Source organism: Kribbella sp. NPDC049174, assembly GCF_043197365.1.
Lineage (GTDB): Bacteria > Actinomycetota > Actinomycetes > Propionibacteriales > Kribbellaceae > Kribbella.
Map to the genome: position 1 here is coordinate 1,371,839 of NZ_JBICSZ010000001.1, position 25,605 is coordinate 1,397,443.

Below are 25,605 nucleotides of genomic sequence, written 5' to 3' on the forward strand. Positions count from 1 at the left end.
GCTAAGGCGATCCGGGCCGATCGGCCCGTCCGTAGGTGACGGGTTGATGACCGTACGTCGACCTGTGGAGGGACCCCGGTTTTTGAACTCCGGGGGAGATGGGCTAATGTTCTTCTCGCGCCGGGGGAACGAAAAACCGGTCGCAACGCGGACGTAGCTCAGTTGGTAGAGCGCAACCTTGCCAAGGTTGAGGTCGCCGGTTCGAACCCGGTCGTCCGCTCGGAGAGGGTTCGGCAGGCCAGCTTTCTTCTCACTGGTGGAGTGGCCGAGAGGCGAGGCAACGGCCTGCAAAGCCGTGTACACGGGTTCGAATCCCGTCTCCACCTCGAAACCCTCACAACAGGTTTCTGTACCGTTTGGACGATTGGCGCAGCGGTAGCGCGCTTCCCTGACACGGAAGAGGTCACTGGTTCGATCCCAGTATCGTCCACGAAGGCGATGGGCGACTCGTGCCTGCGGAGAGCGCAGGCCGGGTCGCCTTCGTCGTTTGTGCGGCGTCGCTGCGCTCGCCGCGAGCGGGGGCTCCGCCACCCGCACCCCTGGCGCCTTCGCTTCGCTCGGCGGCTGGGGCTGGGCGCCGCGGATTGCTTTCCGGCGTGGGTTGATCGCCGCGGTCTGCTGTCCGGCGTGGGTTGATCGCCGCGGTCTGCTGTCCGGGCCGGCGGGGCTGATTGCCGCGGCTGGCTTTCGGCTGGGGTTGCTTCCGGTGGGCTGATCACCGGGGTCGCTCTCGGGCTTGGGGTGGTTCGGTTGCCGGCTTGACTGCCTGGGCCGGTCAGTTGCTGGAGGTTGGCGAGCTTAGGGGTTGGGCTCCTGTGCGGCACCGCATATTTCTGGGTGTGCGCAGGCGGAGGTGTTATACGATGGCGGTCGAAATTTGATGGGTGTCGTATAAGGGGTGGGTCGTGCGGGCGTTGGTGCAGGGGAGTCTTGAGGGGCCGCGGGGGATGCGGGTGGTGGATGACGTGGCGGTGCCGGTGCCGGGGGTTGGGGAGGTGCTGGTCAAGGTGGGGGCTGCCGGGGTGAACTTCGCGGATGTGATGCAGACGCGGGGGACGTATGACGGTGGGCCTGCAGTGCCTTATGTGGCTGGGTTTGAGGGGGCGGGGGAGGTTGTTGCGCTGGGCGCCGACGTGGGTGGGGTCGAGGTTGGGGCTCGGGTGATCGGGACTGGGGCGGGGGCGTTCGCGGAGTACGTGGTGATGGCGGCGGATGGGGTGGCGCCGGTGCCGGAGGGGTGGCGGGACGAGGAGGCGCTCGGGCTCGTGCTCAATTGGGCGACGGCGTTGGCTGCGCTCAAACCCCTGGGTCAGGTCAGAGCCGGGGACACGGTGTTGGTTCATGCGGCGGCTGGGGCGGTAGGGCAGGCTGCGGTGCGGATGGCCAAGCATTACGGGGCGACCGTGATCGGTACGGCGTCGGGGGAGAAGCATGAGGTGGTGCGGGGGCTTGGCGCTGATCAGGTGGTCGACTACCGGACCTCCGACATCGCGAAAGAAGTACTGCGGCTGACGGGCGGCAGGGGCGTGGACGTCGTACTGGAGTCGGTGGGTGGGGAGACGTTTGCGAAGAGACTCGAGGTGGCCAGGCGGGTGACGGGGAAGGTTGTTGTGTACGGCGTTGCGGGGGGTGAGGCGTCGGTCAGCAACTGGGAGTTGAACTTCAAGCACCAGGTGCATGTGATCGGGCTGCATATCGGGGTGCTGAGTCAGCAGGCGCCGGACCTGTATGCCGAGTTGATGGCTGAGCTGTCCAGGCTGATCTCGATCGGGGTGTACCCGCCTGGCGAGCCGACCGTGTACGACCTGGCCGACGGACCGAAGGCCTTGGCCGAACTGGAGGCGCGAGCCACGGTCGGCAAGATCGCCCTCAAACCCTAGAACTGAACAGACTGCGCGAGGCGGAGGCCCAGGTCTTCGATCGCGAAGGTGGGGTGGGAGCGGCGGCGGACGGTCGAGCCGATCGAGCGTTCCGGGTCGGCGAAGCCGGCGCCGCGGAAGATGCGGTATGAGCCGTACGTCGCTGGGTCGTAGAGGTCCCAGCACCACTCCCAGACGTTGCCGAGCATGTCGTGCAGACCCCACGCGTTCGGTGCCTTCAACCCAGCGGTCTGCACCCGGCCAGAAGAGTTGTCGGCGTACCAGGCGATGTCGTCGAGCGGACCGTAGCGGTAGGCCGGCGTACCGGTGGTGCAGGCGTACTGCCACTCGGCCTCGGTCGGCAGGCGGTACCCGGGAGAGCCCGCGTCCCAGCTGACCTCCGAGCCGTCGATCACATACGCAGAAGGCAAGCCGGCGTCGTCCGACAACTGGTTGCATAAGGCAATGGCGTCGTACCAGCTGACACCGGTCAGCGGTACGTCGTCCGCGCCGGTGAGCGGGTAACGGGCGAGGCGGAACGCGGACAGGTCGACCTGCCAGCGGGTGCCGAGGCGGTCGTCCCGGAGGGCGATGGTGCCGGCCGGGATGTCGACCATCGATTGCATCCGGCAACCCTACGGAACGTCAGTAGTAGCGCCGGAGTTTCGGCCACAGAGTGGACCACGGCTCGGCGGGGGAGTCGCACCGGACCAGCGCCGCGCCGTCCTCGTCGTTGGAGACGATGTTGTCGATCGTGGCGACCTGTTCGCAGCCGCGGAAGTGCGCTTCGAACGACGGGTTGCGTTCGATCTCGACGAGCAGGACCGGGCCGGTCTGCGTGTCGGCCGGGCGTTCCCAGTCGGCGAAGCTCATGTGTCCCGAGTACGCCGGTGGAAGGCCGAGCGCCGGCCCGTAGCGGCGAAGGGCGCCGGCCTCGCCGTAGTTGCCGGTGAAGATCGTGACCGACGATCGTTGGTCGGCGGGGATCCGGTTCCACTCCGCGGCGACGGTGTCAGCCAATTGAGGCCAGCCGATCTGCTCGCCCTGTTCCTTGTTGACCGGGATCACGAAGTCGACCGCCGAAGCCGGCAGCAGCGGCAACGTGAACACAGCAGACGTCACGGCCGCCAGCGCGAGGCCAACGGCTACCGCACGACGCGGCCAGGACAGCACCTGCTCGGCACCGGCGGCGACCAGGACGAGCAGCAGTGGCAGGGCGTAGTACGACTTCCCGCCAACGGCCAGTACGGCGACGCACAGCAGCGGATACGCCAACGCGACAGACCGCGCCCAAGGCATCCGCCACAACCGTCGAAACCCGGCCACCCAGACAGGAATCAGGAACGGCGACAACTGCAGTAGCTGCAGCGGAATGAACATGATCCGGTTCTCGGTCCCGTCGTCCTCGCTGATGCCGCCGGCCACCGTGAGCTGCGGCCAGTCGTGCTGGAACTGCCACAGCACATTGGGCAATGCCACCACCCCAGCAACTGCGACACCGGCCAGCAGCCACCAGGAACGCAGTACGTCACGCGGTCCGACGATCAGCAGCGCCAGCAACAGCGCACCGATCGGCAGGACGACCAGGTACTTGTTCTCCAACGCAATGCCCGCAGTCAGGCCGAGTGCGAGCCACCACCGCCCGTCGCCCGTCCGCAGCAGCTTCACCGCGAAGAGACAGATCAGCATCCACGCCAGCAGGTCGTACGTCGCCGTCGACACCAGATGCCCGACACCGAGCAGAAACCCGGACACGGCAGCACACACAGCGGCCAGCAGTTGCCCGCGGCGCGAGCTGCCGAACTCCCGCGCGATCAACGCCACCACGACAACAGTGACCGCCGATGCCAGTGTCGACACCACCCGCAGACCCATCGGGGTGTTGCCAAAGATGAACGTCGACACCTGCGCCAGCAATGGCGTGAGCGGCGGCTGGTCGACGTACCCCCAGTCGAGCTTCTGACCCGCGACCATGAAGTAGAGCTCGTCCCGGTGGTATCCGTACCGCCCGGACAGTGCCGTGAGCACGATCGCGACAACGGCCGCGACGGACGCGACCGGAACGGTTGCGAACTCGGGCACCGACGGGCGAGTGGCTGTCATGCGGGAATGCTGTCAGCCCGTCGGCTCCCGGACCAGGAATTGATCAGGAACTGGTGCGGACTTTTCCGAGTACTGGCGCAGACGCCGTTCGGTTCTCCGCGTCAGCTCCGGCCGCCGCCCGCGTCAGTTGAGGAAGAAGGGCCGTTCGTCGCGGTCCAGGAGCAGGACCCGGCCGGCCAGAGTGTCGTCCTCGACGAACCGAACGACGGCGTCGGTCAGAACCTCGAGGGGGACCAGCGCGGGCCCGCGCTCGGCCTCGGGAAGCTCCTCGCGCTCCCGGACACCGCGCTCGGTCGCCACCCAGTCAGGAGCCACACAGTTGACCCGGACCCCATGGCTCTCGGCGAGCGGCGCCAGCGTCGTGGTGAGCCGGACGAGGGCCGCCTTGGCAGCGCTGTATTCCGGCGACACATGCGGCCCGAACCCCAGCCCTGCGGTCGATCCGACGTTCACGATCGCCCCACCGCCGGCCTCTCGCATGCCTGGCAGCGCGAGCTGCGTGGTCAGCATCGGCGCGCGCAGATTGAGGTCGAGGGACGCCGACCAGCGCTCGACGGACGCCTCAGGAAAGCACGGCCGCAACGAAGGGCCACCGCCGGCGTTGTTGACCAGGATGTGTGGTTGACATGCCATCAGGTCCGCCACTGCGTCGTCGTCGCGCAGGTCGACCCGGACGAACCGCGCCTTGGCCCCGATCGAGTCGCAGGTCTGCATCCCGCCGGACGCGTCGATATCGGCGACGACCACCTCGGCGCCCTCGGCCGCCAGCCGTTGCGCGATCGCCCGGCCGATCCCGACCGCGGCTCCGGTGACGACCGCGAGTTTCCCGTCGATCCGCATGTCCGATCACCTCCAGGACCCACCGTGCCACCGTCCACCGACAAAGCCGTGGCATGCGAGATGATGTTGGTATGTCAACCGGACGACGAGCGGCCCTGCTCTACGAGCAGCTCAGTACGCATGTGCTGGAGCAGATCCGCCGCGGTGCGCTGCGGCCCGGCGACCGGGTGCCCTCGGAGATGGAGCTCGCGACCCAGTTCGAGGTCAGCCGGATCACCTCCAAGCGGGCGCTCGAGGTACTGCGGGAGGCCGGCCTGGTCGAGCGGATCCGCGGCCGGGGCACGTTCGTGGTGCGGAACCTGCCCGACCTGACCGGAGTCACCGTGCCGCTCAAGGGCCGGGTGCCGCGGCCGAAGCACGAGGCCCGGTCGGTGGCGTTCGTCGTACCGGATATGTCCGAGGCGTATGGCTTGGATCTGCTCAACGCGATCGAGGAGCGGTGTGCGGAGCACGGCGCTCATCTCGTCGTACGGCGGACGCACGGCCGGCAGTCCGACGAGGAGAAGGCCGTCGACTCGCTGGTGTCGACCGGTGAGGTGGACGGGCTAATCGTCTTCCCGGTGCATGGCGACTTCTACAACGCGAGCCTGTTGCGGCAGGTGCTCGACGGCTACCCAGTGGTGCTGGTCGACCGTCACCTGTCGGGCATCCCGGTCGCCGCCGTCCACACCGACAACGTGGCGGCCTCGCGGGCGTTGACGTCGCGGCTACTCGATCGAGGGCATCGGCACATCGCCTTCGTCTCCCCGCCACCGGTCAACACGTCGTCGATCGAGGACCGGCTGGAGGGGTTCCGGACCGCCTTCGCGGGTCGCGGCCAGGCCTACGAGCTGACCGAGCTGCGCAGCACGCTGCCCGGATCCACGACGACCGAGAGCATCCGGGCCGACGTCGACGTCATCAGGGCGTTCCGCGAGCGGGTGCCGGACGTGACGGCGTACGTCGCGTGTGAATACAACCTGGCCCGGATGGTCGACCGGGCGCTGAACGGCGAGCAGGTGGTCGCGTGTTTCGACTCTCCAGGGGACTCGATCGGCGGGCCGCCGTACCTGCATGTCCGGCAGAACCAGCGGGAGATGGGCCGGCGCGCGGTCGACCTGCTACTGGCCCAGTTGCGCGGTGAGTCGGTGCCGAACCTGTCGATCGTTCCGTTCGAGCTCGTCGATGCCGAAGGCAACTGAAGACCTGACTTTCGGCAGTACGACGCTGTCGGCCGGACTGTGTAGCGTCTGCGTATGAACTGGCGACGCGTGGGAGACGTCGGCCTGTGGGCCGGTCTGAGCCTCCTCGTGCTCGCGGAGAGCGGCGCCCGGAACGACTCGTACTGGGTGCGGGCGGCCTGTGTCGCCGCCCTGTTCGTCGGTGTCTTCGTCCGCCGGGTCCGGCCGCTGCTGGCGTTCACCGTGGTGGCCTGGGCGCAGATCGTCATCCTCGCCTTCGCCCTCGGTACGTCGCACGGCGTGCAGATTGCGCTGGTTCCGGCGATCACCCTGCTGAGTTACCTGGCCGGGCGGCGGGAGACACAGCTCAAGCACTTCGTGCTGGTGTGCAGTTGGTCCCTGCTCGGGATGCTCCTGCTCACCTTGGTCGTCCGTCGCGAGGAGCAGGCGACGGAAGCGGTGCTCACCTGGCTGGTGATGTTGCTGCTCGCCTTGCTGCTGGTCGTGCTGCCGTGGCTGATCGGGCGGTACCGAGCCCAGCAGGCGTTGCTCACCACGGCCGGGTGGGACCGAGCCGAGCGGATCGAGCGCGAGCAGCGGATGGCGATCGACCAGGAGCGACTCAGGGAGCGTTCGCGGATCGCGCAGGACATGCACGACTCGGTCGGGCACGAGCTGAGTCTGATCGCCTTGCGGGCCGCGGCGCTGGAGCTCGATCCGTCGCTGCCGGACAAACATCGCCGGGCCGCGTCCGAGCTGCGCGAGATGGCGGGTACGGCGACCGACCGGCTCGGCGACATCATCGGCGTACTGCGGGACACGGATGCTCCGCTGGTCCCACGCGACGAGAACGTGCCGACGCTGGTCGAGCGCGCGGCCGCATCCGGGCTCGCGGTGCGGCTGGTCCAGGAGGGTGATGCCGAGCTGTCACCGATGGTGGACCGCGCGGTCCATCGCGTCGTCCAGGAGTCACTGACGAACGCGAGCAAGCACGCCTCGGGCGCGGCGGTGACCGTGACCGTGACGTCCGGCGAGGACGACGTACGGGTGCGGATCGTCGACACGGGTGCTGTGCGGCCGGTGCCGTCGTCTGTCCCATCCTCGGGTCGCGGGCTGGACGGGTTGCGTGAGCGGGTGCGGCTCGTGGGCGGGACGCTGACCGCTGGACCGTTGCGAGACGGGTTCGAGGTCGTCGCGACGATGCCGCGGGCAGGCGGCCCGCCGGAGCCGGAGGCGGAACCGTCCGTGTCCGCCGCGGCGGCCGAACGGGCCACGGTACGGCGGAGTGTCCGGCGCGGACTGATCACGGCCGTCGCGGCCCCGCTGATCCTCGGAGCGGTGGTCGGCGTGGTTGCGCTGGCCTACTACCTGGTCGCCGGCTACAGCTCGATCCTGCTGCCCAGCAAGTACGACGGCCTGACCATCGGGCAGCCCGAGCACGAGGTGGAGAAGGCGCTGCCCTCGATGCAGATGATCGACCCGCCGGCCGAGGGCTACACGCCGCCGGCCGGCTGGACCTGTCGCTACTACCGCCCGGACGCGCCGTTCTCCGCCAACTACGCCTACCGGCTCTGCTTCGACGACGGTGTCCTTGTCGCGAAGGCCATCGTCCAGACCGGCTCTGTCCCCCCGACTACCGAGACAGGTTGATTGCGTGATCAGGGTTCTGCTGGCCGATGACGAGGCGATGGTGCGCGCCGGGGTCAAGGCGATCCTCGGCACCGACGACGAGATCGAGGTCGTTGCCGAGGCAGCGGACGGCATCGAAGCGGTCGAGGCGGTACGGCGGCACCGGCCGGACGTGGCCGTGCTGGACATCCGGATGCCACGGATGGACGGACTGGCCGCCGGCGCGGAGATTCGCCGCACCATGCCCGAGACGGCCGTGGTGATCCTCACGACGTTCTCCGAGGACGCCTACATCGCCCGTGCCCTGGGCGACGGGGCGAGCGGTTTCCTGCTCAAGTCCGGCGACCCTCGCGAACTGATCGCGGGCCTGAAAGCTGTCGCGGAAGGTGCCGCCTTCCTGTCGCCGCGCGTGGCGCAGCGGGTGATCGCCGAGCTGAGTGCCGGCGCGGGCGGCGGCGCGATGGCCCGGGCCGCGGCCGCGAAGGAGCAGGTCGCCGTGCTGAGCCCGCGTGAGCTGGAGGTGCTGGGACTGGTCGGCGCGGGCCTGTCGAACGCCGAGATCGCCCAGCGTCTGTTCCTGGTCGAAGGCACGGTCAAGGCCTACGTCAGCGCCGTTCTGCTCCGCCTCGGCGTCAAGAACCGGGTCCAGGCCGCGATCGTTGCCTACGAAGCGGGTCTGGTCGCCGGTTGACCGGTCGGGACCGGCGCGCAGGCTGGTCGGACGACGGTCGTGAGGTGGTCGTGCGACGCTCCGGGTGGTGACGCCCTGTGGACACCCGGTCATGGGATAGTGGACGTCTCCCGGGGACCTCACCCTCCGGATGATCCAGCAACCTCTGGGGCCACCGCGCCCCCTCGAACAGAATCGGGGATCCAGGTCGTGACCGACTCGCACAATTCCGGACAGCACAAAGACCGGGAAGCGGCGGCGGCCGAGGTCCGGAGAATGTGGCAGCCGACCCCCTCCTGGACCCAGCCGGACCCGAACCAGGTGCCCGAGCGCGAGCCCGAACCCGCGGCCGAGCCCGTCGAGAAGCCGGACGCCCTGTCCCAGGAGTTCCCGGCCGACACGTGGTCCCAGCCCGCGACCCAGCAACCGGCGCCGTGGAGCCAGCCGGCCACCCCGCCGCCTGCCCCGCCTGCACCGTCCTGGTCCCAGCCGGCGGCCGAGTCGACCGGCTCGTGGACGCAGCCCGCGAGCGAGCCGGACGAGTTCGACGAGACCGACAAGGCGAGCGCTGACACCGACGGCGGCGACGACCAGCAGGGCTCGAGTGCCGAGGGTGGTACGACGGGTGCCGCGCCGGTCTTCGGCGGTTCGTCGTTCAGCGGCTCGGGCCTCAGCGGAAGCCCGGCAGCCGGTGGCCCTACGGCCGGCGGCCATGCGGCTGGTGGTCAGGCCGCGGGAGGCCCGGCCGCGGGTGGACAGGCAGGCCCGCCGCCGGCGGCCGGTGGTCCGGCTCAGGGCGGCCAGCCGTTGTCTCCCGCTGCGCAGCACTTCTTCCCGCAGGGCATTCCCGGTCAGCACGCGCCGCAGCAGCAGCGCGAGGTCTCGTACCGGACCGACGAGCTGATCCAGGCGCTGCCGCTGCCCCGGGAGGCCCCGGCGGAGCGCGGCATCCGCAGTGCGCTTCGGCTGCGTCCCGGGAGCACCGAGCGGATGGAGCGGATCGCACGGGCGACCGCGGCGACTGCCTTCCGGCGTCCGGTGACGATCGTCGTCGCCAACCCCAAGGGCGGCTCGGGCAAGACGCCGACGACGCTGTTGCTGGCTGGTGCGCTCGGTCAGGCCCGCGGCGGTGGTGTGGTCGCGTGGGACAACAACGAGCTGCGCGGCAACATGCACCTGCGCACGCACGACACGAACAGCCGGTCCACGGTCACGGACATGCTGCAGGCGATGCCGATGCTGACCCAGCCGGATGCCCGGCTCGGCGACGTCGCGGCGTACCTGCGTCACCAGGTGGCCGGGCAGTACGACGTACTGACGTCGGCGACCACGACGTACGCGCAGATCGAGGCGAAGGACTTCGACCAGATCCACCGGTTGCTGAGCCGGTTCTACAAGGTCCTGGTGATCGACACCGGGAACAACGAGGGCTCCAGCAACTGGCGTGAGGCGATGAAGGCAGCCGACGCTCTCGTCATCCCGATCAAGTGGAAGAGCCTGTCCTGTGCGGCCGCCGTACAGATGCTGGAGGAGCTGGACAACCAGGGCCCGGAGGCGCAGCGGCTGATCCGCCGCGCGGTGATCGCGGTCTCGAACGGTCCCGGCGACGTGAACAAGGAGGTCGAGAAGCAGCTCCGGTCGTACTTCGAGTCACGCGCCGCTGCCGTGGTCGACATCCCCACCGACCAGCACATCGCCGCCGAGGGCCCGCTGGACCACTCGGCCCTGCAGCCGACCACCCGTCGGGCCGCCCTCGAGCTCGCGGCCAAGGTGTCGGAGCAGATCACGATCGCTCTCAACGTCCCACGCTGACAGCACAGTGAAGTCGCCCAGGCCGCTCCCGGCCTGGGCGACTTCGTGTTTCAGGCGTCCCGGCGGGTCAGGACCCGGGTGCCCAGGACCAGGGCCGCCACGACCCAGGCCAGCAGGACCACGACGCTCAGGGTGGGGGAGATGGGGTCGGTGGTGCCGCTCAGGAAGTTCTGGCCGGCGCCTCCGGGGAGCAGAGCGGCCACCCAGACGAGGACGCGCAAGCCGCTTTGGCCGAGCATCAGGGGCAGGACCATCAGGAGCAGGAACGCCGCGGTCAAGGTGCCGGCGGTACTGCGGATCATCCACGCGATCCCCAGCGAGAACAGACCGGCCGCGGTCAGGTAAAAGGCGACCGACAGCACGTCCGTCACCAGCGAGCGCGCATCCCAGTCAGCCCACGAGCCCGCCATCAGGCCTCCGGCGACAGCCGCAACCGCCGCCATCACCAGGCCGTAGACGAACAGCACGGGCGTCAGCACGACCGCCTTGGCCTGTACGACGTTGCGCCGTACCGGGGTCCACTGGAGGGTCGAGCGGATGCTGCCGGTCGCGTACTCCGAGGTGACTGTCAGCAGAGCAAACGCGGCGACGATCACCTGCAGGATCAGGACGGCCGAGATGCCGAACCCACCGACAGGCTGTGGCGCCACCACCTGCCCCGGCTCGGGATGGTCCATGTCGTACGCCGTACCAAGGCCGAACTGGAGGCCCAGCAGGGCCGTCAGGATCAAGGCGGACAGGATGTTCAGCCCACTCGACCGGACGGTCCACAGCTTGGTCCACTCGGAGCGCACCGCATCTCCCAGCCGAGACCTCGACCTGACAGTGACAGTTGCCGTAGTCATCTTTCACCTGCTTCTACGAGTTCGGGCTCGACCTCAGCTCGAGGCTGACGTTTGCGGAGTTGGTGCCGGACGACCTCGACGATCACCGTGACCATCAGGGCTAGGCCGATGCCGAGAACGACGCCCTTCAAGGGGTTGTCCTCGAAGGCCTTGCCGCCGATGTAGCCGACCAGAGCGCAGTACACGCCCCAGCTGACCGCGGCGAGCCCGGCGAACAACGAGAACTTGCGCAGTGGGTAGCGAACCGAGCCCATCGTCAGCGTGACGGCGGTCCGGCCGCCCGGGATGTAGCGGGCGACCACCAGCACCAGACCGCCGCGCTCGGCCAGTGCCCGCCGTGCCCACAGACTCATCGCGTACCGCTTGGTCCCTGGTTGCAGCCGGTCCAGGAGTCGGCCACCCGCGCCCCGGCCCAGTGCGTAGGAGACGTGGTCGCCGACGAAGGCACCGGCCGCGGCGACCACGATGACGCCCCACAGGTTGGGCTCACCGGTGGCCGCGAAGACTCCGGCCGTGACGACCAGCGTCTCGCTCGGCACCGCCGGGAAGAACCCGTCCAGCGCTGCAAACGCCCACAGCGCCAGATAGATCCACCACGACGACATCAGCTCCTCGGTGAAGTGCAGAATGGCGTCACTCATGAGGCAACGCCGTACTGGACGCTGTCGGCCGTGAGCTCCATGTACGCCTCTTCCAGCGAGGCATGCTCGGTGTGGAGCTCGTGCAACCGCACACCGAGCTCGTGCGCCAGGTCACCCACCCGCTCCACCTGGACGCCGGTCACGATCACCCGGTCGTCCGCCGACTCCACCCGCTCCGCCTCGGCCGTGAGCCGATCCCGCAGTACGACGAGGTGCGCGTGATCCGGCACCCGTGCGACGACCGTGGTCCGGGACGACCCGGCGATCACGTCGGCCACCGGCGCGTCCGCGATCAGGCGACCCCGGCCGATCACCACGAGCTGGTCGGCGGTCAGCTGCATCTCGCTCATGAGATGGCTGGACACGAACACGGTCCGGCCCTCGGTGGCGAGTGAGCGCATCAGCCGGCGGACCCAGCGGACACCGTCCGGGTCGAGGCCGTTCACCGGCTCGTCGAACATCAGCACCTCGGGGTCGCCGAGCAGTGCGCTGGCGATACCGAGTCGCTGGCCCATACCGAGCGAGAACTCACCGGCGCGCTTCCGGGTGACCGAGTCGAGCCCGACGATCGACAGCACCTCGTCCACCCGGCTGACCGGGATGCCGTTGCTCTGCGCCATCGCGACCAGGTGGTTGCGGGCGCTGCGGCGCGGGTGCAGGGCCTTGGCGTCGAGCAGGGCGCCGACCTTGGTCAGCGGCTTTGGCCAGGCGGCGTACGGGCGGCCGTCGATCAGTGCGGTGCCCCCGGTCGGGGTGTCGAGGCCGAGGATCATCCGCATGGTGGTCGACTTGCCGGCGCCGTTCGGTCCGAGGAAGCCGGTCACCCGGCCGGGTGCGACGGTGAGGTCGAGCGAGTCCACCGCGGTGGTGTCGCCGTACCTCTTGCTGAGTCCTTCGAGCGTGATCACGCCGGGCCCCTCCTGATTCGAGTAGTTGACTCGAACCTAGGAATTCGGGACCCCAGCCACATCGGGCCTACGGCTGGTCGGACCCCCTACTTTCGTCAGGTATCCCGGACCTGTGGATACGGCGTCCGGCCGGGGCGGCGGAGTCGATACCATCTGTGCGTGAGCGGCCGCAGTTCCGCGGACCGTCGTACCTGAGGAGTGAACGTGTCGGAAGTCAAGGTCCATCTGATCGGCGTCGAGGGCGAGGCTGAGCGGAGCGTGACCGAGACGACGACGATCGGGGAGCTGTTCGCCGGGATCTTCGGCCAGGACCGCTCCGCCATCGCCGCCCGCGTCAACGGTGAGCTGCGGGACCTGTCCCGCCCGGTCGCGGACGGTGACGAGATCGAGCCGGTGAAGGCCGGGTCGGACGACGGCCGGGCGATCATCCGGCACTCGACCGCGCACGTGCTCGCGCAGGCCGTGCAGGAGCTGTTCCCGGAGGCGAAGCTGGGTATCGGCCCGCCGGTCGAGAACGGGTTCTACTACGACTTCGACGTCCCCACGCCGTTCACGCCGGACGACCTGGGCAAGCTCGAGAAGAAGATGCAGCAGATCATCAAGGAGCGGCAGCGGTTCAGCCGCCGGGTGGTCTCCGACGACGACGCGCGCACCGAGCTGGCCGCCGAGCCGTACAAGCTGGAGCTGATCGGCATCAAGGGCTCGGCGGCGGACGCGGCCGAGGGCGCTTCAGTCGAGGTCGGCAGCGGTGAGCTGACCATCTACGACAACGTACGGCGCGACGACTCGGTGGCCTGGAAGGACCTGTGCCGTGGTCCGCACGTGCCGGCGACCGGGTATCTCGGCAACTTCAAGTTGATGCGGACCGCCGCGGCGTACTGGCGGGGGAGTGAGAAGAACCCACAGCTGCAGCGGATCTACGGCACGGCCTGGGAGTCTCGCGACGAGCTCAAGGCCTACCTGACCCGGCTGGAGGAGGCCGCCAAGCGCGACCACCGCAAGCTCGGCTCCGAGCTGGACCTGTTCAGCTTCCCCGACGAGATCGGCTCCGGCCTCGCGGTGTTCCACCCGAAGGGCGGCGTGCTGCGCAAGGTGATGGAGGACTACTCCCGCCAGCGGCATGTCGAGGACGGGTACGAGTTCGTCTACTCACCGCACATCACCAAGGCGCAGTTGTTCCAGACCTCGGGCCACCTGGACTGGTATGCCGACGGCATGTATCCGGCCATGCACCTGGACGAGGAGCGCGGCGCGGACGGTGAGATCCGCAAGCAGGGCCAGGACTACTACCTGAAGCCGATGAACTGCCCGATGCACAACCTGATCTTCTCCGCCCGCGGCCGGTCCTACCGCGAGCTGCCGATGCGGCTGTTCGAGTTCGGCACCGTCTACCGGCTGGAGAAGTCGGGTGTCGTGCACGGGATGACCCGGGCCCGCGGGTTCACCCAGGACGACGCGCACATCTACTGCACCCGCGAGCAGATGCGCGACGAGCTGCGCAAGCTGCTCACCTTCGTGCTCGGCCTGCTGGCCGACTACGGCCTGGACGACTTCTACCTCGAGCTGTCCACCAAGAACCCGGACAAGTTCGTCGGCTCCGACGAGGTCTGGGAGGAAGCCACCGAGACGCTCCGGGAAGTTGCCGAGGGCTCCGGTCTCGAGCTGGTCCCGGACCCGGGCGGCGCCGCGTTCTACGGCCCGAAGATCTCGGTCCAGGCCAAGGACGCGATCGGCCGGACCTGGCAGATGTCGACGATCCAGCTGGACTTCAACCTGCCCGAGCGGTTCGAGATGGAGTACACCGCGCCGGACGGCTCCCGGCAGCGGCCGGTGATGATCCACCGCGCGCTGTTCGGCTCGATCGAGCGGTTCGTCGCCGTCCTGACCGAGCACTACGCCGGCGCCTTCCCGCCCTGGCTCGCCCCGGTCCAGGTGACCGGCATCCCGATCACCGACGGGCATGTCGACTACCTGTACGACGTCGCCGCGCAGCTGAAGGCGCAGGGGATTCGGATCGAGGTGGACTCCTCCGACGACCGGATGCAGAAGAAGATCCGCAACGCGCAGAAGTCCAAGGTGCCGTTCATGCTGATCGCCGGTGACGAGGACATGGCGGCCGGCTCGGTGTCGTTCCGGTACCGCGACGGGTCGCAGAAGAACGGCGTCCCGATCGCCGACGCGATCACCGAGATCGTCGAGGCAGTCGCGAAGCGCGTCCAGGTATGACGGATTCCCCCGACCAGCCGTCCGGCGCCGGCGTCCCGGATTCGCCGTACCTGCCGGACGAGGTGGTGGCGCAGGACGGCGTCGGGGTGCCGGATCCGTTCATGCGGTTGTGGACGCCGCATCGGATGGCCTACATCGAGGGGGAGAACAAGCCGACCAGCGACGAGGCCGGCTCGGGGTGCCCGTTCTGCCGGCTGCCGGGACTGCCGGACTCCGACGCGTTGATCGTGCACCGCGGTGCGGCGGCGTACGCGGTGCTGAACCTGTATCCGTACAACCCCGGTCATCTGATGGTGGTGCCGTACCGGCACGTCGCGGACTACACCGAGCTGACCGAAGACGAGGTCGCGGATGTCGCGGCGCTCACCCGGCAGGCGATGCAGGCGATCCGGACGGTGTCGGGGGCGCACGGCTTCAACATCGGCATGAACCAGGGCGTGATCGCCGGGGCCGGGATCGCGGCCCATCTGCACCAGCACGTCGTCCCGAGGTGGTCGGGGGACACGAACTTCATGCCGGCCATCGGCCATACGAAGGTGCTGCCGCAACTGCTGCCGGACACCCGAGCCCTGCTGGCCAAGTCCTGGCCGAGCGAGCCGTAAACAGCTGAGCGGGCCGTAAACGCCTGAGCGGGCGTCAACGCAGAGTGCGTCGTAGAACGCAGATCGCCCCGCCCGTAGCAGCGGGTGGGGCGATCTGGGTTACTGCAGGACTACTCGCCGGCCAGGTGCGGGTCGGCGAAGTTGGCCCAGCGGAAGTACACCGGGTCGTTGAATGAGCCGGCGGCCTTGCCGAGTCCCTTGATCGCGGTGGCCGTGCCGTTCGCGTGGCCCACCGAGTACAGGTAGCCGGAGCCGGTGTCCTTGTCGATGCCGAGCAGCAGCGTGCCGGTGCCGCACGGCGCCGCCACCAGCGACTCGAACCCCTGCCAGGTCGAGCCGCGGACCTGCTTCACGACACCCGGGATGATGTGCCCACCGGCCAGCGGCAGCCGCGCGGTGTAGAGCTTTCCGCTGGTGAGCGTCATCAGGAAGGTGTCGTACGTCGGTGTCTGGCTGATCAGCGTCATCGCCTTCACACCCTTGTAGCCGGACTGCCACCCGGTGACCTGCCGGGACGGGACGCCGTTCTTGTAGGTGACGTTCCGGCGGTAGATCGTGCCGTCGGTGTGCAGCGAGTACTCGGTGTCGCGCTGCTTGGTGGCGGTGACGTGGGTCGACCGGTCGAGCGTCCGGTAGACCTGCCAGCCCGGTCCCACCCGGGTGACCTGCTTCTGCGACACGGTCCCGCCGCCGGCCGGCGTCAGGTAGCTCGTGTCGTACATCGTCGAGCCCATGATGACCGGGCCCTGATGCGCGTCGCCGCCGACCTCGGCGGCCCCGTAGCGGATCGTCGCGCTCAGCCGGACCTGCCCGTCCGGGTAGATGTCCTTGGCAACAATCTTGTCGGCGACCTTGGCGCCGGTCGCGGTGAAGGTCTGCAGCCGGTGATCGCCGCCGGCGGTCACCGAGCCGACGCTGATCCGGCAGGCGGCCGCGGAGTTGCTCGCCCCGGTCGTGCTGCTCGGTTGCGCTGACGCCAGGCCGGTCGTCAGGATCCCCGCGCTGAGTACTCCGGCGGCCAGAAATCCGCCGTACTTGGTCCAATTGGTCATACGATCCACCCCCAGGTTGCTGTTGTCGGTCGTTGGATGCCGGACTACACCAGAAAGTTGCCGGTCATTCGCCGAAGAGCAGCGGATCGCTGTAGTTGGCCCAGCGGAAGTACACGGGATCGTTGAACGTGCCGGGGACCTTGCCGAGTCGCTTGATCGACGTGGCCAGGCCGTTGGCGTGGCCGATCGAGTACAGGGAACCGGCCCCGGTGTTGCGATCGATGCCGAGGACAACGGTTCCGTTCCCGCACGGAGCGGCGACCAGGGTCTCGAACACCTGCCAGGTCGACATCCGGATCGGCTTGACCGTCGACGCCATGATGTGGCCGCCGGCCACCGGGAACCGCGCGGTGTAGAGCCGGCCGGTGGTGTGCGTCATCAGGAACGTGTCGTAGGTCGCCGTCTGGCTGATCAGCGCCACCCCCTTCACACCCCGGAAGTTGGACTGCCAGCCGTCGTAGTGCCGGTAGATGCGGCCGTTGTCGGACTTGACGGTCCGGCGCTCCATCGTGCCTTCGAGGTCGAGCGACCACTCCGTCGTCCGGGCGCCGTACGTCGACTGGTCGAGCGTCCGGTAGTCCTGCCAGCCAGGCCCGACCCGGGTGAGTTGCTTCCCGGAGACGGTGCCACCGCCGGTCGTCAGCAGCCCGGTGCCAAGTACTCCGGCGGCGAGCAAGCCGCCGTACCTGGAAATCCTGCTCATGTACCACCACCCCCAATGACGGTGTGTCGATTGGGTTGGACGCTGGTCTGGACCGGAAAGTTTTCAGCGCAGGAACAGCGGCAGCAACGGGTCGACGATGCCGAGGAGGGTGTCGAGCGGGACCTCACGCGGTGGGTTGGTCAGGCCGGTGACCCGGACGACGCGGCGGCCCTGCCGGAAGACGAGTTCACCTTCGTCGGGCAGGTAGTAACCGGGCCGGCCGATCGGGGCGAGACGTGGCGGCGGCACTCGATCGGCTTCCGGGATGGTGGGTTGGTCGAAGGCCTCGACGATCGACACCGTGGCGTCGTACGTGCCCCAGATACAGGTCAGCGCACCGTTGACCCGATAGTCCCGCCGCAGCTGGACATGAGCCCCGACGAACCGCTCCGCCGCCGAGTTCGACACCTGGCACGCGGAGTCGGACTGCCGCGCGTTCCGAATCGTCTTCGGTACGGCGTCCCGCGTGGCCAATGCGAGCGCGACAGCCTTGGCGCGGTCGATGCTGCCCGCCGTACTGCGGTCGATCCCGCCGGCCGGAGTGATCCGGACCGCTCGGTCGCCGACCGGGAAGACGATCCGGGATTCGGCGATCCGGGCGTCCGGACCGAGCTCGGTCAGCGGCGCGGGGGAGCCGGCGCCGGAGAGCAGCCGGTCGAGCGAGTCGGCCTGGCTGGGGAGAGCGCTGACCCCGATCGTCACCGGCCGGCCCTCGACCAGGAGCGTGCAGAGGTCCAGCGCCGGCAGGCCGCCGTCGTTCCAGGCGCTCGGCTTCGCGGTGACGGTGACGTGGAGTGACGCGGTCAGCGTGCCGGTGATCGCCGTACACACCTGCGGCCCTGGGGCGCCCGCCGTACCGTCCAGTCCCTCGGCCTGGGGTGGGGCGACCACGGTCGGTACGACGGCCGGCGCCGGGGACGCGCTCGGGACCGGTCGGGTGCCGTCGGCGCGGCGGGCCACCGAGCAGCTCGAGGCCACCAGGCCGAGGGCAAGTGCGCAGGCGACGGCGCGGAACCAGCCCGTCCTCCGTCGCATCGACCGCACCTCCTGGCCTCACAGCAGGTCTCCAGCATCCCGCGAAACCGGTTCTCGCGCAGGTTGATCACCCACGATTGGCGCCAGGTTGGGTGGTATGTGACCAGATGGTGATCCGGCTCGACTACGATCGCGTCGCCATGCTTAACAGATTCCGGCAGTTCTGGACCAAGGTGATCACGCCGATCGCCAACCTCCTGCTCAAGCTCGGCGTGAGCGCCGACGTGGTCACGCTGGTGGGCACCGTCGGCGTGTGCGCCGGTGCGCTCATCTTCTTCCCCCGTGGCCAGCTGTGGCTGGGCGTGGTGGTCATCACCTGCTTCGTCTTCTCCGACCTGATCGACGGCTACATGGCGCGGACGTCGGGGACGTCGTCGAAGTGGGGTTCGTACCTGGACTCCACCCTCGACCGGCTCGGCGACGGCGCGGTGTTCGGCGGCCTGGTGCTGTACTACGCCAACGCGAACGCCGGCGACTCGACCCTGATGGCCGCAGTCACGCTGTGGGCGCTGGTGATGGGTGCGACCACGTCGTACGCCCGGGCCAAGGCGGAGAGCCTCGGCCTGAAGGCGAGCGGCGGCCTGGCCGAGCGTGCCGACCGGCTGGTCTCGGTCCTGGTGATCGCGTTCTTCGCCGACGTGCTCAACCTGCCGATCCTGCTCAAGATCGTTCTCTGGGCGCTCGCGATCGCCAGCACCATCACTGTGATCCAGCGCTCGCTCTCGGTTCGCAAGCAGGTTCTCGCCGATCCGGCGAACGCCGGCCTGGACACCCCGCCCCCGGCGCAGCCGACCCCCGAGCCTCCGGCCGAACCGGACACGAAGAACAACTGAGTGATGGACGGCCTTCGCCAGCGGGTGATCGATCTGGCGTTCGCCCTGGCCTGGACCCTGGTACGACGCCTGCCGGAACGGACCGTCACCTGGCTGTTCCGCCACGCCGCGGATCAAGTGGTCCGACGCAACGGCCGGGGCGTACGGCGGTTGCGCAGCAACCTGGCCGTGGTCCGTCCCGACGCGGACCTCGACGCGCTGACCCGGGCCGGGATGCGGTCGTACCTGCGCTACTGGCAGGAGGCGTTCCGGCTGCCCGAGTTGACCGATGAGGAGATCGTCGGCCGGGTCCGCACGGTCAACGAGAAGCTGCTGCGGGATGCGCACGCCGCCGGTCGCGGGGTGATCTGCGCACTTCCGCATCTCGCGAACTACGACCACGCGGGCGCTTGGGCCGGCCGGACCGGGATGCCCGTGTCGACCGTGGCGGAGCGGCTGCGACCGGAGTCGTTGTTCGACCGCTTCATCGCCTACCGCATGAAGCTCGGCATGGAGGTCTTGCCGCTCACCGGAGGCGACGATGCGTTCGGCGTCCTCGCGGAGCGTCTGCGTGCTGGTGGATTCGTCTGTCTGGTGGCCGACCGGGATCTGTCGGAGCGTGGCGTCCCGGTCACGTTCTTCGGCCGGCCGTCCCGGATGCCGGCCGGACCGGCCGCGCTGAGTCTGCGGACCGGTGCGCCGCTGATCCCGGCGACCCTGCACTACGACGGGCCGCAACTGGTGATCACGTTCCACGACGCGATCGACCCGGACGAGGGGGCCGCCGCGATGACCCAGCGCTGCGCCGATGCGTTCGCGACGGGCATCGCCGCTCACCCGGAGGACTGGCACATGCTGCAAAGGATTTTCCTGGACGAGTAAGAATCGTTCCGTGAGGATCGGTGTGGTGTGCCCGTACTCGCTGGGCACGCCCGGCGGGGTGCAGAACCACGTCCGCGACCTCGCCGAGGCCCTGCTGGCCCTCGGCCACCAGGTCTCTGTCCTCGCACCCGTCGACGACTCCGACGCGGTCCCGCCGTACGTCGTCTCGTCCGGCCGCGCTGTCGGGGTCCCGTACAACGGCTCCGTCGCCCGCGTCACGTTCGGCCCGCGCACCGCCGCCCGGGTGAAGAGCTGGCTGTCCGAGGGCCATTTCGACGTCATCCACGTGCACGAGCCGACCACCCCGAGCGCGTCGATCATCGCGCTGTGGTCGGCCGGCGGGCCGTTCGTGGCCACCTTCCACACCTGGCAGGTCCGGTCCCGCGCGATGAGTGCCGCGGCCGGGCTGCTCCGCCCGGCGCTGGAGAAGATCGACGCCCGGATCGCCGTCTCGGAGAACGCGCGCTCGATGATGGTCCAGCACATCGGCGGCGAGGCGGTCGTCATCCCCAACGGCCTCTACACCGACCGATTCCAGGGCACCCCGCGCCCGGAGTGGCTGGGTGACGACGGCACGATCAGCTTCCTCGGCCGGATGGACGAACCCCGCAAGGGACTCGGCGTCCTGCTGAAGGCCGTGCCCGCGTTGGTCGCCGAACGTCCTCAGCTCCGGGTGCTCGTGGCCGGCACCGGTCAGGCGGACGAGGCCCGGCGCTCGCTGCCGGAGCGCTGTCGCGGCAACGTGCTCTTCCTGGGCGCCGTCGATGACCAGGCCCGCGCCGACATGCTCGCTGGGTCGGACCTGTACGTCGCGCCGCATCTTGGCGGTGAGAGCTTCGGCATCGTTCTGCTCGAGGCGATGGCGGCCGGCGCGCCGGTGCTCGCGAGTGACCTCGCCGCGTTCCGGCAGGTGCTGGACGGTGGCCGGCTGGGGGAGTTGTTCGAACCAGGGGACGCCGATGAGCTCACCACGCGCGCATTGCGCCTTCTGAGTACGCCTGACGAACGCCACAAGCTTCGTCTGGCCGGACTGAGCGCCGTACAGCGGTATAACTGGTCGGTGCTGCTGCCGGAGCTGCTGTCCGTCTACGAGCTCGTCGCCCGGCGGTAGCGCTCCGCAAGCCGGTCCAGGTAATCCGTCAGCTCCGCAGGCCCTTCCCGTACGACGAAGTCCGCGTCGAGCAGGCTGAGGTGGACTGCCAGGCTCTGCACTGAGTCAGCCCCGGTCTCGAACAGGCAGGTCGTCTCGCTTAGCGGCTCCACTGTCCCCGCGGCAGGAGTGAGCCGATCCGCGAGCACTCCGGCCGAGAGGTGTACGACGACTGACGCTCGGTACCGCCAAGCCGCAGCAGACGCCCGCCGCGACACGTACGCCGCCACGTCGCCACCCTCGGGCAACTCGCGAGGACTGAAGCGCGGCCCGGTCGGGATCCGTGGCTGCACCCGGTCGACCCGAAAGGTTCGCCAGTCCTGCTTCTCCAGGTCGAAGGCGACCAAGTACCACCGCCGACCCCAGTTGACCAGCCGATGCGGCTCGACCCGGCGCAGCGTCCAGTCTCCGCCGTGAGACGAGTAGTCGAACCGCAACTGCTCCCGATCCCGGCACAACCCGGCCAACTGCGTCAGCAGCGACGGATCGACCTGTGGGCCCTCACCATCCGGCGGCACCTGCACGGTGTAGCTGGCCAGCGTGTTCACCCGACGACGCAGCCGGGACGGCAGCACCTGCTCCAGCTTGGTCAGAGCCCGCAGCGACATCTCCTCCACACCCGCAACGCCCCCAGCCTTCCGCAGCCCGATAACGACCGCTACAGCCTCGTCGTCGTCCAGCAGCAGCGGCGGCAGCGTCCCACCCGCGCCCAACCGGTAGCCGCCCACCGAGCCACGTGTTGCGTCCACGGGATAGCCCAGCCCGCGCAGCCGCTCGATGTCGCTCCGCACAGTCCGCGGGCTCACCTGCAGCTTCTCGGCGAGCTCAGCGCCGGTCCAGTCGCGGGGAGACTGCAGCAGAGTCAGCAACTTGAGCAGCCGAGCGGAGGTCTCGATCATGCCCACAACTCTGCCAGACCATTAGGAAGCTAACCCGCCTAATGAAGTCCTAGCGTTGCAGTATGACGAACAACACCGAGATCCGACCGTTCCGCATCGACATTCCGCAGGCCGACCTGGACGACCTGCGCGACCGCCTGGCTCGGACCCGCTGGGCCAACGAACTCGAGATCGACTACTCGAACGCCGTACAGACCGGACCGCTGCCGCCCGAGTGGGAGTACGGCGTCCCGCTGTCCTACGTGCGACGCCTCACTGACCAGTGGCTGACGTCGTACGACTGGCGCAAGGTGGAGGAGCGGCTGAACTCCTACCCGCAGTTCGTCACCGAGATCGACGGGCAGGACGTCCACTTCCTGCACGTCCGCTCGGCCGACCCGGACGCGATCCCGCTGATCCTCACCCACGGCTGGCCGAACACGTTCCTCGAGTACGTCGACCTGATCGAACCGCTCACCGCGCCGTCGAACGGCGAGCAGGCCTTCCACCTGGTCATCCCGAGCATCCCCGGCTTCGGCTTCTCCGGCCCGACCCGTGAGAAGGGGTGGAACCGCTATCGCGTCGCGGCCGCCTGGGCCGAGCTGATGCGCCGGCTCGGCTACGAGCGGTACGGCGCGCACGGCAACGACGGTGGTTCGTACGTGTCGCCGGAGGTCGGGAGGGTCGATCCGGAGCACGTGATCGGCGTACACGTGACGCAGCTGTTCTCGTTCCCGAGCGGTGATCCGGCCGAGCTGGAGAACCTGACGGAGGAGGAACAGGGGTATCTGCAGTTCCTCCAGTTCTTCAACGAGAACCTGGGTGCGTACGCGAAGCTGCAGGAGCAGGCGCCGCAGAACGTGGCCCATGCGCTGGCCGATTCACCGACCGGTCAGCTCGCGTGGATCGCGCAGCTGCTGAGCGGGTGCAGTGATGAGCATGTGCTCACCAACGCGACGATCTACTGGCTGACGAACACCGGTGCGTCCTCGGCGCGGTTCTACTACGAGGACAAGCACGCCGAGCATCCGACGGGGCCGACCACGGCGCCGACCGGGCTGGCGAGCTTCGCGTTCGACTTCCGCCCGCTGCGGCGGTTCGCCGAGCGGGACCACGCGAACATCGTGTCGTGGCACGAGTTCGACCGCGGCAGCCACTGGGCCACCCAGGACGCGCCCGACCTGCTGCTGGGCGACCTCCGCGAGTTCTTCGCGGGTCTCAAATGATCAGCGGCGGGAGCGGAAGGCGTTGAGCAACGCGCTGCGAGCGTCACCCGGGAGAGTGTCGGCGGGCAGGTCGGTCAGGACCTGTGTCGTCTGGCGCATCTGGTCGAGATAGCGCTCGCAGCCGTCGCACAGCGCCAGATGGTCGATGAAGTCCTGCTCCGCCTGGGCGTCCATCCCGCCCTCGAGGTAGGACGTGACCAACTCGACGAACTCCCGGCAGTCGAGGTCGCTCATGACGCTTCACCTTCCTGCATGTAGTACTCCTCCAGTTTGCCGCGTAAATACGCCCGTGCCCGATGCAGCAGCACTCGTTGGTTCGCCGCGGTGATCCCGAGCAGCTCGCACACTTCGTCGTACGGGCGTCCTTCGACATCCCGCAGTACGACGACCAGCCGCTGGCGCTCGGGGAGTTCGGTGAGTGCTTCGCTGAGGCGCTCCCGGACCTCCCCGCTCAGGAGTCCCTGCTCCGGCGCAGGCCAGGCCGGCGGGAAGTCCCACCAGTGGCCGGGGAACGGATCGCCGGCCGGGCGGAAGCGGCTCGGATCGACGGTCGGGCCCGAATCGTCCACGCTGCTCATCGGAACGACCTTGTGTTCTCGGGTGCCGCGCCGCTTGGCCGTGTTGGTGAGGATCCGGTAGACCCAGGTCTTCAACGACGACCGGCCCTCGAACCCCTCGATGCCCTCGACCACCGCGAGCCAGGTCTCCTGCACGACCTCCGCGGCCGACTCCTCGGTCGAAACGAACGACCGCGCCACCCGCAGCATCCCGCCCGACCACCCGTCCAGCAGCAGCGCGAACGCGTCCTCGTCCCCGCTTCGCAACCGCTCGGCCAGTACGTCGTCCGCCGGCAACCCAGCCACCGACTCAGCGTAGTGGAGCACGGTGCCGGACCCAGACGAGCGCCGCACCGGCCAGCGCGACCGCGCCGGTCAGCATCCACCCGGACACGTAGACGCCGAACTGTTTGCTCACGGCACCGAACAGCAGCGCGAACGGCGTGAACACCAGCCACGACACCGCACCGATGCCGGACGCCACCCCGGTGCGGATCGTCGACGGTACGGCGTCGTGCATCAACCGGCTGACGTGGATCCCGATCACCACGAGCAGGAAGGTGAGCGCGACCATCGCGACCGTCAACGCCGCGAGGTCGCGGCTGCTCGTCAGTGTCAGGCAGGAGGCGAGCATGACCAGTACGACGATCGCCACCGGAATCGGTCGATCGAGACGAAGGCGGCCGGCCAGCAAGCCGCCGACACCGAGCGTCGCGACCAGCAGCGCCCAGAACGGTCCGTAGAACACCGCGGACGCCTTGAGCGTGAGGAGCCACAGCGGCCCGAACTCGAACATCGCCTGCAGGATCATCGCGGCCATGATCGACGCCGCCGCGATCGGGACGAGCCGCCCGCGGTGCGTGATCGCGCGGTAGGTGACGGCGAGGTGCTCCCGCAACGAGGTCCGTTCACTGGCTTGGTGCAGCCGAGGCTCGCAGAACCGGCTCAACGCGACCAGGTAGAACACCACGAACGGCACGGTCAGGAAGTACGTCGCCCGGGTCGAGAGGACCGAGGCGAGCCATCCGCCGGCCAGCGCACTCAACACCAGCGCCACGCTCTCGACGAACCGGACCCGACCGATCTGCCGCTCGTACCCGTCGCCGTTCCCGGTCTCCTCGAGCACCACGTCGTACACGACCGCCTCGATCGTCCCGGACCACATCGCGAAGTACAGCCCGAAGAGCAGAGCGGCGACGATGTAGGTCGTGACGTTCTGACTCACCGCGCCGACAGACACGCTCACCAGCATCGCGACACCAGCCAGCATCAGCACCCCGCGCCGCGACCACCGATCCGCGAGAATCCCCGAGGCGACCTCCGCCAGCGGGATGAGCGCGGCATACGCAGCAACCATCACCCCGATCGTCGCCGCATCAAACCCGATCTCGCTCATAAACAACTTCTCCACCGGCACCCACAGAGCAAACCCCTGCAGAAAGGTGCCGACCCACAGCGGACCCAGCCGCCGCCTCAGCCCGCTCGCGGGCACGGCGCATTGCTCTACAGGTGCTGTGGTGACTGCGTTCGACATGACTACCTCTGCAGGGCTGGGGTTATCCGGTCAGCTCTGCAGTGTCATGAGGTGCGGAAGTGTTACACGAGCTTGGCGGCGGTTGCCTGGATTTGCTCCATGTCGCCGGGAGTCGGGTGCCAGGGGAGCCGCAGCGGGTCGTCCTCGTAGCGCGGGACCACGTGTAGATGAGTGTGGAACACGCTCTGCCACGCCGTGGCGCCGATGCAGCTGAGCAGGTTGGCGCCATCCGCGTTGAGGCGCTCGATGACCCGGCTCACCAGCGACTGGGCCAGCAGAGTCGCTGCGATCAGGTCCTCGGCGTCGGCCTCGCGGAGGTCGGTCGAGTGGGCGCGCGGCACCACGAGCAGGTGGCCGGCCGTCGCCGGGTTGATGTCCATGAACGCGATCGCCCGGTCGTTCGACGCGACCTGCGTCGACGGAATGGTCCCGGCCACGATCCCGCAGAAAAGACAGTTCTCGGTCATCGGCCCAGGCTAGT

The 25,605-nt window shown here is 68.8% G+C and carries 25 protein-coding genes and 3 tRNA genes; 14 read left to right on the forward strand and 14 right to left on the reverse strand.

From position 1 onward, the window contains the following. Positions 1 to 147 precede the first annotated feature (147 nt). The 4 genes from ACGFIF_RS06345 (at position 148) to ACGFIF_RS06360 (ending at position 1,880) form a co-directional block, all read left to right on the forward strand. Positions 148 to 220, forward strand: a tRNA-Gly gene (locus ACGFIF_RS06345). Positions 221 to 255: 35 nt separating this feature from the next. Next, positions 256 to 326, forward strand: a tRNA-Cys gene (locus ACGFIF_RS06350). A 32-nt stretch (positions 327 to 358) separates the two neighbouring features. Next, positions 359 to 430 (forward strand) — tRNA-Val (locus tag ACGFIF_RS06355). Positions 431 to 947: 517 nt separating this feature from the next. Continuing rightward, a complete protein-coding gene (locus ACGFIF_RS06360; protein ID WP_393153657.1) occupies positions 948 to 1,880 on the forward strand; it encodes a zinc-binding dehydrogenase in 933 nt (310 codons plus the stop codon). Here ACGFIF_RS06360 and ACGFIF_RS06365 read toward each other — a convergent pair. The 3 genes from ACGFIF_RS06365 to ACGFIF_RS06375 all read right to left on the reverse strand — a co-directional run bounded on the left by ACGFIF_RS06365 (position 1,877) and on the right by ACGFIF_RS06375 (position 4,802). After that, positions 1,877 to 2,485, reverse strand: coding sequence for a formylglycine-generating enzyme family protein (locus ACGFIF_RS06365; RefSeq protein ID WP_393152046.1), 609 nt, complete (start codon positions 2,483 to 2,485; stop codon positions 1,877 to 1,879). The two genes, ACGFIF_RS06360 and ACGFIF_RS06365, sit on opposite strands and share 4 nt — an antisense overlap. A gap of 19 nt (positions 2,486 to 2,504) precedes the next feature. Further along, positions 2,505 to 3,962, reverse strand: coding sequence for an ArnT family glycosyltransferase (locus tag ACGFIF_RS06370; protein WP_393152048.1), 1,458 nt, complete (start codon positions 3,960 to 3,962; stop codon positions 2,505 to 2,507). A 123-nt stretch (positions 3,963 to 4,085) separates the two neighbouring features. After that, positions 4,086 to 4,802, reverse strand: coding sequence for an SDR family NAD(P)-dependent oxidoreductase (locus ACGFIF_RS06375; RefSeq protein WP_393152050.1), 717 nt, complete (start codon positions 4,800 to 4,802; stop codon positions 4,086 to 4,088). 71 nt (positions 4,803 to 4,873) lie between these two features. On the opposite strand from ACGFIF_RS06375, the gene ACGFIF_RS06380 reads away from it, so the two are divergent. The 4 genes from ACGFIF_RS06380 (at position 4,874) to ACGFIF_RS06395 (ending at position 10,073) form a co-directional block, all read left to right on the forward strand. Beyond that, positions 4,874 to 5,983 (forward strand): GntR family transcriptional regulator, encoded by a 1,110-nt coding sequence (locus tag ACGFIF_RS06380; protein WP_393152052.1) that lies wholly within the window; start codon positions 4,874 to 4,876, stop codon positions 5,981 to 5,983. 54 nt (positions 5,984 to 6,037) lie between these two features. After that, a complete protein-coding gene (locus ACGFIF_RS06385; protein WP_393152054.1) occupies positions 6,038 to 7,612 on the forward strand; it encodes a sensor histidine kinase in 1,575 nt (524 codons plus the stop codon). Between the two features lie 4 nt (positions 7,613 to 7,616). Beyond that, entirely contained in the window at positions 7,617 to 8,282 is a 666-nt protein-coding gene (locus tag ACGFIF_RS06390; protein ID WP_393152056.1) for a response regulator, read from the forward strand. Positions 8,283 to 8,471: 189 nt separating this feature from the next. After that, positions 8,472 to 10,073, forward strand: a complete 1,602-nt coding sequence (locus ACGFIF_RS06395) for a MinD/ParA family protein (RefSeq protein ID WP_393152058.1) — start codon at positions 8,472 to 8,474, stop codon at positions 10,071 to 10,073. Between the two features lie 50 nt (positions 10,074 to 10,123). On the opposite strand, the gene ACGFIF_RS06400 is transcribed toward ACGFIF_RS06395, so the two are convergent. The 3 genes from ACGFIF_RS06400 to ACGFIF_RS06410 are packed head-to-tail and all read right to left on the reverse strand — an operon-like array spanning position 10,124 to position 12,467. Beyond that, positions 10,124 to 10,867, reverse strand: coding sequence for an ABC transporter permease (locus ACGFIF_RS06400; RefSeq protein ID WP_393152060.1), 744 nt, complete (start codon positions 10,865 to 10,867; stop codon positions 10,124 to 10,126). Between the two features lie 47 nt (positions 10,868 to 10,914). Next, entirely contained in the window at positions 10,915 to 11,559 is a 645-nt protein-coding gene (locus tag ACGFIF_RS06405; protein WP_393152062.1) for a DedA family protein, read from the reverse strand. Beyond that, complete coding sequence (locus ACGFIF_RS06410; RefSeq protein ID WP_393152064.1) at positions 11,556 to 12,467, reverse strand: ABC transporter ATP-binding protein; 912 nt, start codon at positions 12,465 to 12,467, stop codon at positions 11,556 to 11,558. The genes ACGFIF_RS06405 and ACGFIF_RS06410 overlap by 4 nt, the downstream gene beginning before the upstream one ends. Before the next feature lie 204 nt (positions 12,468 to 12,671). Here ACGFIF_RS06410 and thrS point away from each other — a divergent pair, with 204 nt between their 5' ends. Next, positions 12,672 to 14,693, forward strand: coding sequence for a threonine--tRNA ligase (thrS, locus tag ACGFIF_RS06415; RefSeq protein WP_393152066.1), 2,022 nt, complete (start codon positions 12,672 to 12,674; stop codon positions 14,691 to 14,693). Then, positions 14,690 to 15,295: an HIT family protein gene (locus ACGFIF_RS06420; RefSeq protein ID WP_393152068.1), complete on the forward strand. Its 606-nt coding sequence runs from the start codon at positions 14,690 to 14,692 to the stop codon at positions 15,293 to 15,295. Before thrS ends, ACGFIF_RS06420 begins: the two co-directional genes overlap by 4 nt. A 110-nt stretch (positions 15,296 to 15,405) precedes the next feature. Here ACGFIF_RS06420 and ACGFIF_RS06425 read toward each other — a convergent pair whose 3' ends face one another. The 3 genes from ACGFIF_RS06425 to ACGFIF_RS06435 form a co-directional block, all read right to left on the reverse strand. After that, positions 15,406 to 16,347 (reverse strand): hypothetical protein, encoded by a 942-nt coding sequence (locus tag ACGFIF_RS06425; protein WP_393152070.1) that lies wholly within the window; start codon positions 16,345 to 16,347, stop codon positions 15,406 to 15,408. A gap of 64 nt (positions 16,348 to 16,411) precedes the next feature. Beyond that, a complete protein-coding gene (locus tag ACGFIF_RS06430; protein ID WP_393152072.1) occupies positions 16,412 to 17,050 on the reverse strand; it encodes a hypothetical protein in 639 nt (212 codons plus the stop codon). 63 nt (positions 17,051 to 17,113) lie between these two features. Then, on the reverse strand, positions 17,114 to 18,085 hold the full coding sequence (locus ACGFIF_RS06435; protein WP_393152074.1) for a hypothetical protein: 972 nt from the start codon (positions 18,083 to 18,085) through the stop codon (positions 17,114 to 17,116). Between the two features lie 140 nt (positions 18,086 to 18,225). Between ACGFIF_RS06435 and pgsA the strand changes: the two genes are divergently transcribed. Genes pgsA through ACGFIF_RS06450 form a run of 3 tightly spaced genes read left to right on the forward strand, consistent with a single transcriptional unit; the run spans position 18,226 to position 20,890 of the window. Further along, entirely contained in the window at positions 18,226 to 18,918 is a 693-nt protein-coding gene (pgsA, locus tag ACGFIF_RS06440; protein WP_393152076.1) for a phosphatidylinositol phosphate synthase, read from the forward strand. 3 nt (positions 18,919 to 18,921) lie between these two features. Then, entirely contained in the window at positions 18,922 to 19,779 is an 858-nt protein-coding gene (locus tag ACGFIF_RS06445; protein ID WP_393152078.1) for a phosphatidylinositol mannoside acyltransferase, read from the forward strand. 10 nt (positions 19,780 to 19,789) lie between these two features. Continuing rightward, positions 19,790 to 20,890, forward strand: coding sequence for a glycosyltransferase family 4 protein (locus tag ACGFIF_RS06450; RefSeq protein ID WP_393152080.1), 1,101 nt, complete (start codon positions 19,790 to 19,792; stop codon positions 20,888 to 20,890). Here the strand turns inward: ACGFIF_RS06450 and ACGFIF_RS06455 are convergent. Further along, complete coding sequence (locus tag ACGFIF_RS06455; protein WP_393152082.1) at positions 20,866 to 21,828, reverse strand: helix-turn-helix transcriptional regulator; 963 nt, start codon at positions 21,826 to 21,828, stop codon at positions 20,866 to 20,868. The genes ACGFIF_RS06450 and ACGFIF_RS06455 overlap by 25 nt on opposite strands. A 62-nt stretch (positions 21,829 to 21,890) precedes the next feature. On the opposite strand from ACGFIF_RS06455, the gene ACGFIF_RS06460 reads away from it, so the two are divergent. After that, positions 21,891 to 23,033, forward strand: a complete 1,143-nt coding sequence (locus ACGFIF_RS06460) for an epoxide hydrolase family protein (RefSeq protein ID WP_393152084.1) — start codon at positions 21,891 to 21,893, stop codon at positions 23,031 to 23,033. Here the strand turns inward: ACGFIF_RS06460 and ACGFIF_RS06465 are convergent, their stop codons facing one another. The 4 genes from ACGFIF_RS06465 to ACGFIF_RS06480 form a co-directional block, all read right to left on the reverse strand. After that, on the reverse strand, positions 23,034 to 23,267 hold the full coding sequence (locus ACGFIF_RS06465; protein ID WP_393152086.1) for an anti-sigma factor family protein: 234 nt from the start codon (positions 23,265 to 23,267) through the stop codon (positions 23,034 to 23,036). Next, positions 23,264 to 23,896, reverse strand: coding sequence for an RNA polymerase sigma factor (locus tag ACGFIF_RS06470; RefSeq protein WP_393152088.1), 633 nt, complete (start codon positions 23,894 to 23,896; stop codon positions 23,264 to 23,266). Before ACGFIF_RS06470 ends, ACGFIF_RS06465 begins: the two co-directional genes overlap by 4 nt. A 4-nt stretch (positions 23,897 to 23,900) precedes the next feature. Beyond that, positions 23,901 to 25,124 carry an MFS transporter gene (locus ACGFIF_RS06475; protein ID WP_393152090.1) on the reverse strand — a complete coding sequence of 408 codons (1,224 nt, stop codon included), beginning with the start codon at positions 25,122 to 25,124 and terminating at the stop codon, positions 23,901 to 23,903. A gap of 62 nt (positions 25,125 to 25,186) precedes the next feature. Continuing rightward, entirely contained in the window at positions 25,187 to 25,591 is a 405-nt protein-coding gene (locus ACGFIF_RS06480; RefSeq protein WP_393152092.1) for an HIT family protein, read from the reverse strand. Positions 25,592 to 25,605: the final 14 nt, after the last annotated feature.